Below are 12,189 nucleotides of genomic sequence, written 5' to 3' on the forward strand. Positions count from 1 at the left end.
CCACCGTCGGCGCCCCGACCCGCACCACCGCTGCGGCGGTCGAAGGAGAGAGCACATGCCCGTTCGCTACGGAGGCGACTACAACCCCGAGCAGTGGCCGAAGGAGGTGTGGCCCGAGGACGTGACCCTGATGAACCGCGCCGGAGTGAACCTCGCGACGGTCGGCGTCTTCTCGTGGGCGCACCTGGAGCCGCGCGACGGCGAGTTCGACTTCGCCTGGCTCGACGAGGTCCTCGACGGCCTGCACGCCGGCGGCGTGCGCGTCGACCTCGCCACCGCCACCGCGTCGCCGCCGCCGTGGCTGAGCCACGAGCACCCCGAGATGCTGCCCGTCACCGCCGACGGCGTGGTCCTCGGAGTCGGCTCGCGCCAGCAGTACGCGCCGTCCTCGCCTGTGTACCGCCGCTACGCCGCGCGCCTGGTGCGCACGCTGGCCGAGCGCTACGCCGGCCACCCCGCGCTCGAGATGTGGCACATCGGCAACGAGTACGGCTGCCACGTCTCGCACGACTACTCCGAGTCGGCCGTCCTCGCGTTCCGCGAGTGGCTCAGCGCCAAGTACGGCAGCATCGAGGCGCTCAACGAGGCCTGGGGCACCGCCTTCTGGTCGCAGCGCTACTCGAGCTTCGAGGAGGTGCGCCCGCCCGCCGCGATGCCGACCCTGCCGAACCCGACCCAGCGCCTCGACTTCGACCGCTTCTCCTCGCGCCAGCTGCTCGAGTGCTACCTGGCCGAGAAGGAGATCCTGCGCGAGTACTCGCCCGAGACCCCGATCACCACGAACTTCATGGGGCTCTTCAAGCCGGTCGACTACTGGGCGTGGGCGCCGCACGTCGACATCGTGTCCGACGACCTCTACCCCGACCCCGCCGATCCGGAGGCGCCCTTCACCGCCGCGGTCGCCCGCGACCTGATGCGCTCGCTCGGCGAGGGCCGACCGTGGCTGCTGATGGAGCAGGCCACCAGCGCCGTCAACTGGCGCCGCAGCAACGCGCCGAAGAAGCCCGGCCAGATGCGCGCCTGGAGCTACCAGGTGCTGGGCCGCGGTGCCGACGGCATCCTCTTCTTCCAGTGGCGGCAGTCGCGCGCGGGCGCCGAGAAGTTCCACTCCGGCCTGGTGCCGCACGGCGGCGCCGAGACGCGCGTGTTCCGCGAGGTCGAGGAGCTGGGCGCGGAGCTCGGCCGCCTCGACGAGATCGTCGGCACCGAGGTCGCCGCGCGCGTCGCGATCGTCTTCGACTGGGACAGCTGGTGGTCGATCGAGCAGGACGCGACTCCCGGGGCGATCGACTACGCGGCGCACGTCACCGCCTGGCACCGCGAGTTCACCCGCCGTCACGTCACGGTCGACTTCGTGCGCGCCTCCGGCCCGTTCGACGGCTACGACCTGGTCGTCGCCCCGGCGCTGTTCACCGTGCGAGCGGAGGATCTGGCCGGCCTCGCCGCGTACGCGGAGGGCGGCGGGCACCTCGTCACCACGTTCCAGAGCGGCATCACCGACGAGGACGCGCACATCACCGAGGGCGGCTACCTCGGCGCGCTGCAGTCGACGCTCGGCGTGCGCGTGGAGGAGTTCGCCCCGCTCGCCTCCGCCGACGCGTTCTCGGACGATCTGCCCGACTCCACCGTGACCGGGTCGCTGGCGGGTGCGATCACCCGCTGGCGCGAGTACCTGCACGCCGACGGCGCGGAGGTGCTCGCGCGCTTCACCGACGACCTCGACGGCTGGCCCGCGATCACCCGGCGCGAGACGGCGAGCGGCGGCTCCGCCTGGTACGTCGCGACCTGGCCGGCGCCGGAGCTGCTCGGCACGGTCGTCGAGCGCGCGCTCGCCGACGCGGGTGTCGAGGGGATCCTCGCCGAGCCGCTCGAGGGAGTGGAGCTCATCCGCCGCGGTGCGATCGTCTTCGCGATCAACCACGGGCGCTCGGACGCCGTCGTGCCGATCGCGGGGGTCGACGTGCTGACCGGCGGGCGCGCCGACTCCGTCACCCTGGCCCCCCAGGGGGTCGCGCTGCTGCGGGTGGAGTGAGAGCGCTCCCGGTGTCGGATCGCGCCGATCACGTCCCCGCATGGACTGATAGTCGAATCAATTCGACCGAGGGGGAGTGCAGGGGCGTCCTCGGCGGTTAGCGTGAGGAGCGGTGCACGGATCCGAGGGTCCGGCGCCGCTCCTCGCGGCCGTTCGAGCCGCTCCCTATCCGCTCCCCGCGCTCCTGCGCAGGAAGGCCTCCGTGACCACCGTCGCCTCGACGCCCACCGGCTCCGTCCCCGTCCACCGCCACCCCGGCGACGCCCTCACCGCGCGCCAGCGGCTCGTCTACATCATCGTTCTGGGAGCGCTCACCGCGCTCGGCCCGTTCACGATCGACCTCTACCTCCCCGCGTTCCCGGTGCTGCAGAGCGAGCTGAACGTGTCCGAGGCGGCCGTGCAGCTGACCCTCACCGGCACGACGCTCGGCTTCGCCCTCGGTCAGCTGATCGTGGGGCCGTGGAGCGACGCCGTCGGGCGGCGCCTGCCCCTGATCCTGGCCACGGCCGTCCACGTGCTCACCTGCATCGGCGCCGCCTTCGCGCCCGACATCCTCTGGCTCGGCGTGTTCCGCGTGCTGATGGGCGCGGGCGCCGCGGCGGGCGGAGTCGTCGCCATGGCGATGGTCCGCGACCTCTTCGGCGGTCGTCCGCTCGTCAAGATGCTCTCCCGCCTCGCCCTGGTCTCGGGCCTCGCACCCGTCCTCGCCCCGGTGATCGGCTCGCAGCTCCTGCTCGTCATGGACTGGCGCGGCGTCTTCGTCTTCCTCGCCGCCTACGGCCTCGTCGTGATGATCGCCGTGGCGCTCCTCATCGTCGAGACCCGCCCGCGCAGCGCGCGCGACGACCGCGACCGCCGCTCCCTCGCGCAGCGCTACGGCTCGGTGCTCGGCGACCGCCAGTTCGTCGGCGTCGCGGTCATCGGAGGCATGACCTTCGCCGGCCTCTTCACCTACCTCTCCAGCTCCTCGTTCCTCTTCCAGGGGCTCTACGGCTTCGACGCGCAGCAGTACGGGCTGCTCTTCGCGGTCAACTCGCTCGGAGTCGTCTTCGGCGTGCAGGCGTCCTCGCGCCTCAGCCGCCGGGTCGGCCCGCAGTGGATCCTCGCGATCACCACCGTGTCGCTGTTCACCACGGCGGGCCTCATCGCGTTGTTCGACGTCCTCGGCTTCGGGCTCTGGGGCACGCTCGTGCCGCTGTGGCTGTTCATCGCCTCCTGCGGCTTCAGCTTCCCGTGCGTGCAGGTGCTGGGCCTCGTGAACCACGGCAGGGAGGCGGGCACCGCCGCATCGCTGCTGGGTGCGGTGAACTTCGGAGTCGCGGGCCTGCTCTCGCCGATCTCCGGCGTCTTCGGCGCCTCCTCGGCCGTGCCGATGGCCCTCGTGATGATGGCGACCGCGTCCGTCTCGATCGTGGCGCTCTGGCTGATCGTCCGTCCGCGCACCGTCGCGGCCCTGCAGGACTGACGCTCGGGCCGCCTCCCTCGGTGCGATCTGCGGGGCCCTGGTGCGATCTGCAGGGCCCCGCACGATCTGCAGGCCCCGCACGATCTGCAGGGCCCCGCACGATCTGCAGGCCCCGCACGATCTGCAGGCCTCGGTGCGATCTGCAGGTGTTCGCGCGATCCGCAGGTGCGATCTGCAGGGGATCCGGGCGATCCCGACGCCGTTGTCCGGAGGGAAGCGCGTTCCGGCGCAGAACCCCTGCAGATCGCACCGACCTGCGCGCCGTAGTCCGATCTGCAGGCCTCCGCACGATCTGCAGGCATCTGCACGATTCGCAGGGGATCCCGCTGTCCGCGAGGAGTCCACGCGGAGGAAAGCGAGTTCCCCTCCGGAACCCCTGCAGATCGCGCAATCCCCTGCAGATCGTGCGGAGGCCTGCGGATCGCACCAGCCCCTGCAGATCGCGCACAGCACCGCCCGGACCCAGCGCCCCTCGCTCCCGCGCAAGCCCCCGCGAGGCGAACAGCGGGCGCGGCATCATGTCCACATGGTGAACCGCGAGAACCGCCCCACGACCGAGCCCGCCACCGCGAGCCCCGATGCGGTGCAGCGCGAACGGATGAACGCGGCCTCGCCGTCCGCGGATCCCGCGGCGACCAAGGTCCTCACGCAGGAGGTCGCCCACCGCGTCTCGCGCCGCTGGCCGCTCATCTCGGCCTCGATCGCCCTGCTGATCACCGTCGTGCTCGCGATCATGATCGCCTACCGCCCGACCACCGCCTTCGGCTTCGATGTCGAGTGGATGGACGAGGTCGTCGAGCACCGCTCGAGCGTCTGGGACATCCCGGCGCTGGTCATGAACACGGTCGGCGCGGGCATCACCGGCACCGCGATCATCCCGCTGGCCATCGTGGCCGTCCTGCTCGTGTTCCGGAGGCGCTGGGCGGCGCTGTACTACGCCGTCGCCGCCCTCGTCAGCGTCGGCCTGACGCAGCTCGTCAAGGAGCTCGTCGGCCGTGCCCGCCCCGAGGACATGCTGGTGACGAGCGACTACGGCTCGTTCCCCTCCGGCCACACCGCCAATGCGGCGACGACCGCGATGGTGCTGGCGTTGATCTTCCCGCTGATCTGGGTCTGGATCGCCGGATTCCTTTACTCGATCGCCATGATGGCGAGCCGCACCTACCTCGGCGCGCACTGGCTCAGCGACACGATCGGCGGCCTGCTCCTGGGCATCGGAGTCGCACTCGTGGTCTGGGCGCCGCTCGCCGGGCGCCTGCGCAGCGAGAGCGAGCTGCCGCATCCGCCGATCTGGGTGAAGCGCTCGGACGTGCGCTAGGAGCCGAACGCGGCGAGCCCGTCGAGCTCGTTGAAGGTGTAGACGTGCAGTCCGTGGAGCCGGTCGCCCGCCGCCGCCTCCAGCCGCCCGACGAAGGCGGTCGGGTCGAACCGGCGGCCGCGCAGCAGCCCGCCCGCGACGGACGAGCTGCGGGTCAGGAACCCGAGCGACGAGCCCACGCCGATCTTCGCGCCCAGGCTCAGCAGCTTCGCGCGCTCGACCGGTCCGGGTATCCCCGCCCACAGCTCGGCGTCGATGCCCTCGGTGCGCAGCGAGTCCGCGTAGCGGGCGACGGCGTCGACGTCGAAGCACATCTGCGTGACGATCGAGCGGATGTAGGGCGCCCGCTCGCGCAGGTGCTTCAGGATGCTCTCGTCCGAGAGGTGCGGGTGACCCTCCGGGTACCCGGCGATGCCGACGGCCAGGTCGGGCATGATCTCGACGGCGTCGCGGAGGAGCTCGAGGCTCGTCGAGTAGGTCCCGCTCGCCTTCTTCGCGTCGCCCGAGACGACGAAGGCCTCAACGATCCCGGAGTCGCCCAGGCGGCCGAGCGCGCGCTCCAGGGCCGGCCGCCCCTCGACGGTGCGGGCGGCGAGGTGCGGCACGACGCCGAAGCCCAGGGCGGCGAGCTCGACGGCCGCGTCGAGGGTGCGCTCCAGGCCGTGCTTCGGGAGGCTCGTGACGGTGAGCACGACGGCCGACGGGTCGGGGAACGCGCGGCGGGCCCGCTCGGCGATGTCGGCGGTGGGGATGATCTCGAAGCGCGCCCTGGTCACCCGTCCAGCCTCCCACGGCCCGGTGTCGGAGGGTCGCCCTAGCCTGGAGGCGCCCGCCGCCCGGCGGCACCGGAGGGAGTCGCATGTACCTGGAGGCCGGCCGCGTGGTCACGAGCCCCACCGACCTCTCGAACTGGGCGGCCTGCGAGTGGGCGGTGCTGCGGCGCTTCGACGCGATGCTCGGCCGGTCCCCGCGGCTCGACCCGGTGGTCGACGCGATGCTCGACCGCACCGCGGTCCTCGGCGACGAGCACGAGCACCGCTTCCTCGACGAGCTGAAGCGTACGCACGACGTCCTCGAGTTCGAGCGTCCGGAGCCCGCGGGGTACGCGGCGGCCGCCGACGCCGCTGTCGAGGCGATGCGCGCCGGAGTCGACGTGCTCTACCAGGCGGTCTTCTTCGATGGCGAGTTCCTCGGCTTCTCCGACTTCCTCCTCCGCACCGACGACGGCGCGTACGAGGTCTACGACACCAAGCTCGCGCGGCACGCCAAGATCCCGGCCCTGCTGCAGCTCGCGGCCTACGCCGAGCAGATGAGCGCCCGCGGCATCCGGGTCGGCGAGCAGGTCCACCTGGTGCTGGGCGACGGCTTCGTCACCAGCCACGAGCTGGCCTCGATCGCGCCGGTGCAGCGCGTGCAGCGGGCGCGGCTGCGGTCCGTGCTCGCCGAGCGACTCGCCGCCGCCGAACCGCTCGCGTGGGGCGACGCGCGCTACCTCTCCTGCGGCCGCTGCCCGGTCTGCGCTCCCGAGGTGGCGGCGCACCGCGATCCGATCCTGGTCGCCGGGATGCGGCTCGACCAGCGGGCGAAGCTGGCCGCCGCCGGAGTGACGACCCTCGACGCCCTCGCCGAGCACGTCGGCCCGGTCCCCGGCCTCGGCGCCGGCACCCTCGAGTCCCTGCGCGCGCAGGCCCGGCTGCAGGTGCTGTCCGAGTCCTCGCCCGTCCCCGCCGTCGAGCTCGTCGACCCCTCCGTCCTCGCCGCCCTGCCCGCCCCCGATCCCGGCGATCTCTTCTTCGACTTCGAGGGTGATCCGCTGCACAGCGAGGATAACCGCGAGTGGGGTCTCGACTACCTCTTCGGCATGGTCGACGACCAGGAGGAGTTCACGGCGTTCTGGGCGCACGACCTCGCGGCCGAGCGCCGCGCGCTGCTCGACTTCCTGGCGCATCTGCGCGAGCGCCGCGCGCGGTACCCGCGGATGCACGTCTACCACTACGCCTCCTACGAGCGCACGCACCTGCTCTCGCTCGCCCTGCGGCACGGCGTCGGCGAGGAGGAGGTCGACCAGCTGCTGCGCGACGGGGTGCTCGTCGACCTCTACCCGGTGGTGCGCCGGGCGCTCCGGGTGGGCTCGCGCAGCTACTCGATCAAGAAGCTCGAGCCGCTCTACATGGGCGCCGACGAGCGCGACGCGTCCGGAGTGACGAACGCGGCCGACAGCATCGACGTCTACGTGAGGGCGCGCGCCGCCTTCGCGGACGACCCGGTGAAGGGTCAGCGCGAGCTCGACCTCGTCGCCGAGTACAACGCCTACGACTGCCGCTCGACGCTCCGGCTGCGCGACTGGCTGCTGTCGCTCGCGCCGCCGCGCGACGAGCCGCTGCCGCTCGTCGAGATCGACCTGCCCGTGCCGCGCGAGCCCGACCCCACGGCCGTCGCCCTGCTCGCGCAGGTCGAGGGCGTCGAGCCCTGGGAGCGCACGGCCGACCAGACGGCGCTCGCGCTGGCCGGCGCGGCGATCGACTACCACCGCCGCGAGGCGAAGACCTTCTGGCAGGAGCACTTCGACCGCCTCCGCGAGCCGCTGGACGAGTGGGCCGACGTCCGCGACGTCGTGATGATCGACCGCGTCGAGGTCGTCCGCGACTGGTCGACGCTCCCCAAGGCGCGCACGCGGTCGCGCGAACTGCGGATCCTCGGCCGGCTCGCCCCCGGCAGCAGGCTCGGCACCGGGTCCTCGCCCTACCTCGTCTACGACGCGCCCCCGCCGCCCGGAGCGCCCTCGCCCGGCCCGGGGCTCCGCGGCGCGTCCGACCGCTCCGAGATCCTCGCGGTCGACGACGACGGCGAGCGCATCGTGCTGCTGCTCAAAGAGGGGCTGAAGGCGGGGGAGGATCCCCACGATGACGCGCCCGTCGCGCTCGCTCCCGCGCCGCCGCCGCGTGCGGCCCCGCAGCCCGAGGCGATCGCCGAGTGGGGCGGCGAGGTCCTCGACGCGCTGCCCGGCACGCTGCCCGACCCCGCGCTCGACGTGCTGCGGCGCAGGCCCCCCGCCGCCGTCGCCGCGGTCGAGGGCGACGACGTCGTCGGCGCCGTGGTCTCGACGCTCGTCGGGCTCGAGCGGGCGACCCTCGCGCTGCAGGGTCCGCCCGGCACCGGCAAGACCTACGTCGGCTCCCACGTCATCGCGCGGCTCGTCCGCGAGCACGGCTGGCGGGTCGGCGTCGTCGGTCAGTCCCACTCCGTCGTCGAGAACGTGCTGACGGCGGTCGTGGGCCGCGGAGTCGACCCGTCGCGGGTCGCGAAGGTGCCCAAGAAGGGCGCCTCGGCCGAGTCCCTCGCCGCAGCCGCGTGGGCTCCCGTCAAGAACGGCGCCGCCCTCGCGGCGGTGCTCCAGGAGGACGGCGGCTGCGTCGTCGGCGGCACCGCGTGGACCTTCGCGAACGCCCAGACCGTGCCCCGCCGCTCCCTCGACCTGCTCGTCGTCGACGAGGCGGGCCAGTTCTCGCTCGCACCGACCATCGCGAGCTCGGTCGCGGCGCAGCGCCTCCTGCTCCTCGGCGATCCGCAGCAGCTCCCGCAGGTCAGCCAGGGCTCGCATCCCGAGCCGGTGGACGAGTCGGCCCTCGGCTGGCTGGCCGACGGCCACGACGTGCTGCCCGCCGAGTACGGCTACTTCCTCGCGCAGACCTACCGGATGCACCCCGCGCTCGCCGCCGCCGTCTCCGAGCTCTCCTACGAGGGCGCCCTCGTGTCCCGGGCCCCCGCCGAGCGCCGCCTCGAGGGGGTGGCGCCCGGGCTGCACTCCGTCCCGGTCGTGCACGCCGGAGACACCACCTCCTCGCCCGACGAGGCGCGCCGCGTGGTCGACATCGCGCGGTCGATGATCGGCCGCACCTGGATCGACGAGCACGGCGAGCGGAGCCTCACCGCCGCCGACGTCATCGTGGTCGCGCCCTACAACGCGCAGGGCGGGCTGCTCCGCGCCGCGCTCGACGAGGCGGGCCTCGACGAGACGGCGGTCGGCACCGTCGACCTGTTCCAGGGGCGGGAGGCGGTCGTCGCGATCGTCTCGCTCGCGGCGTCCTCGGGCGCCGACGTCCCGCGCGGCCTCGAGTTCCTCCTCCTGCCCAACCGGCTGAACGTCGCGATCTCGCGGGCGAAGTGGGCGGCGTACCTCGTGCACTCGCCCGCTCTCGCCGCCTCGCTGCCCACCTCGCTCACCGGGCTCGAACGGCTGTCGCGCTTCCTCCGCCTCCTCGAGCAGGATGTCGGCATCGGGGAGTGACGGAATCAGTGGCCGCTGGGCGAGCCGAGCATCGTTCTCGGCGGTCGCGAACGTGGTGGGCGACGCGATCCGTCGGTACCGTAGGGGTATGAGAATCCTCCTGGTCGGCGCCGGCGGCGTCGGCGACGCCTTCGCCCGGATCGCCGCCCGCCGCACGTTCTTCGAGCAGATCATCGTCTGCGACTACGAGCTCGCCCGCGCCGAGCGCACGGTCGCCTGGATCGGCGAGCACCACGGCGTCGACGACCGCTTCGTCGCCGCCCGCATCGACGCCTCCGACGCCGAGAGCGTCGAGACGGTCGCGCGCGCCCACGGAGCGACGCACGTCATGAACGCCGTCGAGCCCAAGTTCGTCCCCACGATCTTCGCGGGCGCCCTCGCGGCCGGCGCCGACTACGTCGACATGGCGATGAGCCTCTCCCGCCCGCACCCCGACGAGCCGCACGCCAAGACCGGCGTCAAGCTCGGCGACGAGCAGTTCGAGGCGGCGGGGGAGTGGGAGTCGCACGGCCGTCTCGCCCTCGTCGGCATGGGCGTCGAGCCCGGCCTGTCGGACGTCTTCGCCCGTTACGCCTCCGATCACCTCTTCGACCGGATCGAGGAGCTGGGCGTGCGCGACGGCGCGAACCTCGTGGTCCGCGACGAGAGCGGCGCCGAGGTCTTCGCTCCGTCCTTCTCGATCTGGACCACCATCGAGGAGTGCCTGAACCCTCCGGTCGTCTTCGAGAAGGACCGCGGCTGGTTCACCACACCGCCCTTCTCGGAGCCCGAGGTGTTCGAGTTCCCCGAGGGCATCGGCCCGGTCGAGTGCGTGAACGTGGAGCACGAGGAGGTGCTGCTGATGCCGCGCTGGCTCGACGCCGAGCGGGTCACCTTCAAGTACGGGCTCGGCGAGCAGTTCATCGGCGTCCTGCGCACGCTCAACCTCCTGGGTCTCGACCGCACCGAGCCGATCCGCGTGCGCTCGGCCGAGGGCCCCGTGCTCGTCGCCCCGCGCGACGTGGTCGCGGCGGCCCTGCCCGATCCCGCCGGCATCGGCCCGCGCATGACCGGCAAGACCTGCGCCGGCCTCTGGGTCAGCGGCACGAAGGACGGCGCCCACCGCGAGGTGTACCTCTACCACGTGAGCGACAACGAGTGGACGATGGCCGAGTACGGGGCGCAGTGCGTGGTGTGGCAGACCGCGCTGAACCCGGTCGTGGCCCTCGAGATGCTCGCCACGGGCGCCTGGTCGGGTGCGGGAGTGCTCGGCCCGGAGGCGTTCGACGCGGCGCCGTTCCTCGAGCTGATGGCGAGACCCGTCGACGAGGGCGGCTACGGCCAGGCCTGGCACGTCCGGGAGGACACGCGAGCCTAGGCTGGTCGCATGAGCATCGACGACGGGCTCGCCTCGGCGAGGGACGACGCACGCGCGGCCCTGGAGGCCGCCCGAGCACTGCAGGCCGAGGCGGCGCGGGCGCTCGAGCGCGCCGAGGCCGCCGCGGCGGCGCTGGGTGCCGTGTCGGGTCCGGAGGAGGCGAGCGCGGTCGTCGACGACGTGCGGCTGGTCGAGGCGGCGCAGGCGGATCCGGCTCCCGCACCTCCCGCATCCGCCGCTCCCGCCGCTCCCGGCCCGCTCTCCGAGTCCGCCGTCGACGCCGTCCGCGCCGGCTACGCCTTCGCCGGACCGGTCCTCGAGCTCGGCGCCCTCGTCAACGGCGAGGCGCGTCCCGACGTCCCCGTCCGACTCCCGCTCGGTATGCTGAACCGCCACGGCCTCGTCGTCGGCGCGACCGGCACCGGCAAGACCAAGACGCTGCAGGTCCTCGCCGAGCAGCTCTCCGCGGCCGGCGTCCCCGTCTTCGCCGCCGACATCAAGGGCGACCTCTCGGGCCTGGCGACGCCCGGCACCGCCGACGAGAAGCTCCTCGCCCGCACCCGCACGATCGGGCAGGACTGGCGCGCGGAGGCGGCACCCGCCGAGTTCTTCGCGCTCGGCGGCATCGGCACGGGCGTCCCGGTCCGCGCCACGGTCACCGGCTTCGGGCCCCTGCTGCTCTCGAAGGTCCTCGGCCTGAACGCGACCCAGGAGTCGAGCCTCGGCCTCGTCTTCCACTACGCCGAGGGCGAGGGCCTGCCGCTCGTCGACCTCTCCGACCTCCGCGCCGTGCTCACCTACCTCGTCGGCGACGAGGGCAAGGGCGAGCTCGCCGAGCTGGGCGGCCTGTCCAAGGCCACCGCGGGCGTCATCCTCCGCGAGCTCATCGCCTTCGCCGACCAGGGCGCCGACGTCTTCTTCGGCGAGCCCGAGATCGACACCGCCGAGTTCCTCCGCACCACCGCCGACGGCCGCGGGGTCGTGAGCCTCCTCGAGGTCCCCGGAGTGGCGGATCGCCCCGCCCTGTTCTCGACCTTCCTGATGTGGCTCCTGGCCGACCTCTTCAACGACCTCCCCGAGGTCGGCGACCTCGACCGCCCGAAGCTCGTCTTCTTCTTCGACGAGGCGCACCTGCTGTTCCGCGACGCCTCGAAGGACTTCCTCGCGGCGATCACGCAGACCGTGCGCCTCATCCGCTCGAAGGGCGTCGGCATCGTCTTCGTCACCCAGACGCCCAAGGACGTGCCGGGCGACGTCCTCGCCCAGCTCGGCTCGCGGATCCAGCACCAGCTCCGCTCGCACACCCCTGACGACGCGAAGGCTCTGCGGGCGACCGTCTCGACCTACCCGGAGTCGGACTACGACCTCGGCGAGACCCTCCAGGCCCTGCCGATCGGCGAGGCGATCGTGACGGTGATGAACGAGCGCGGCGCTCCGACCCCGGTCGCCTGGACGCGACTGCGCGCCCCGCAGGGCTCCATGTCGCCGACCCCGGAGTCGGAGCGCGAGGCGAGCGTGCAGCGCTCCCCGCTGCTCGCCCGCTACGGCACGCCCCTCGACCGCGACTCCGCCCGCGAGATCCTGACCCGCCGCCTCGACGCCGCGGCCGACGCGGAGGAGGAGCGCCTCGCCGCCGAGGAGCGCGCGGAGGAGGACGCCCGCCTCGCGAAGGAGCAGGCCCGCGCCGCGAAGGAGCGCGCCGCCGCCGACGCCCGCCTGCAGAAGGAGC

The 12,189-nt window shown here is 73.1% G+C and carries 7 protein-coding genes; 6 read left to right on the forward strand and 1 reads right to left on the reverse strand.

Annotated elements, in window-relative coordinates; translation table 11 throughout:
- Positions 1–55 precede the first annotated feature (55 nt).
- The 3 genes from B0T42_RS06485 to B0T42_RS06495 all read left to right on the forward strand — a co-directional run bounded on the left by B0T42_RS06485 (position 56) and on the right by B0T42_RS06495 (position 4,815).
- The gene (locus B0T42_RS06485) at positions 56–2,032 is read left to right on the forward strand and encodes a beta-galactosidase (RefSeq protein ID WP_077222422.1); all 1,977 of its coding nucleotides are present in this window, start codon (positions 56–58) and stop codon (positions 2,030–2,032) included.
- Between the two features lie 202 nt (positions 2,033–2,234).
- Complete coding sequence (locus B0T42_RS06490) at positions 2,235–3,497, forward strand: multidrug effflux MFS transporter (RefSeq protein ID WP_077222435.1); 1,263 nt, start codon at positions 2,235–2,237, stop codon at positions 3,495–3,497.
- A 526-nt stretch (positions 3,498–4,023) separates the two neighbouring features.
- A complete protein-coding gene (locus B0T42_RS06495; protein ID WP_236720153.1) occupies positions 4,024–4,815 on the forward strand; it encodes a phosphatase PAP2 family protein in 792 nt (263 codons plus the stop codon).
- Here B0T42_RS06495 and B0T42_RS06500 read toward each other — a convergent pair.
- Positions 4,812–5,591, reverse strand: a complete 780-nt coding sequence (locus tag B0T42_RS06500) for a methylenetetrahydrofolate reductase (RefSeq protein ID WP_077222423.1) — start codon at positions 5,589–5,591, stop codon at positions 4,812–4,814. The two genes, B0T42_RS06495 and B0T42_RS06500, sit on opposite strands and share 4 nt — an antisense overlap.
- Before the next feature lie 83 nt (positions 5,592–5,674).
- Between B0T42_RS06500 and B0T42_RS06505 the strand changes: the two genes are divergently transcribed.
- The 3 genes from B0T42_RS06505 to B0T42_RS06515 all read left to right on the forward strand — a co-directional run.
- A complete protein-coding gene (locus tag B0T42_RS06505; RefSeq protein ID WP_077222424.1) occupies positions 5,675–9,103 on the forward strand; it encodes a TM0106 family RecB-like putative nuclease in 3,429 nt (1,142 codons plus the stop codon).
- An 88-nt stretch (positions 9,104–9,191) separates the two neighbouring features.
- Entirely contained in the window at positions 9,192–10,460 is a 1,269-nt protein-coding gene (locus tag B0T42_RS06510) for a saccharopine dehydrogenase family protein (RefSeq protein WP_077222425.1), read from the forward strand.
- Positions 10,461–10,469: 9 nt separating this feature from the next.
- On the forward strand, positions 10,470–12,189 hold a 1,720-nt coding region (locus B0T42_RS06515), incomplete at its 3' end, for a helicase HerA-like domain-containing protein (protein WP_077222426.1).

The sequence above is a fragment of the Rathayibacter rhapontici genome, assembly GCF_001995175.1.
Taxonomy (GTDB): domain Bacteria; phylum Actinomycetota; class Actinomycetes; order Actinomycetales; family Microbacteriaceae; genus Rathayibacter.

Excerpts from the sequence above, each read along its gene's own strand:
- B0T42_RS06485 (WP_077222422.1), top strand. The coding sequence starts at position 56 with ATGCCCGTTCGCTACGGAGGCGACTACAACCCCGAGCAGTGGCCGAAG.
- B0T42_RS06495 (WP_236720153.1), top strand. The coding sequence starts at position 4,024 with ATGGTGAACCGCGAGAACCGCCCCACGACCGAGCCCGCCACCGCGAGC.
- B0T42_RS06505 (WP_077222424.1), top strand. The coding sequence starts at position 5,675 with ATGTACCTGGAGGCCGGCCGCGTGGTCACGAGCCCCACCGACCTCTCG.
- B0T42_RS06510 (WP_077222425.1), top strand. The coding sequence starts at position 9,192 with ATGAGAATCCTCCTGGTCGGCGCCGGCGGCGTCGGCGACGCCTTCGCC.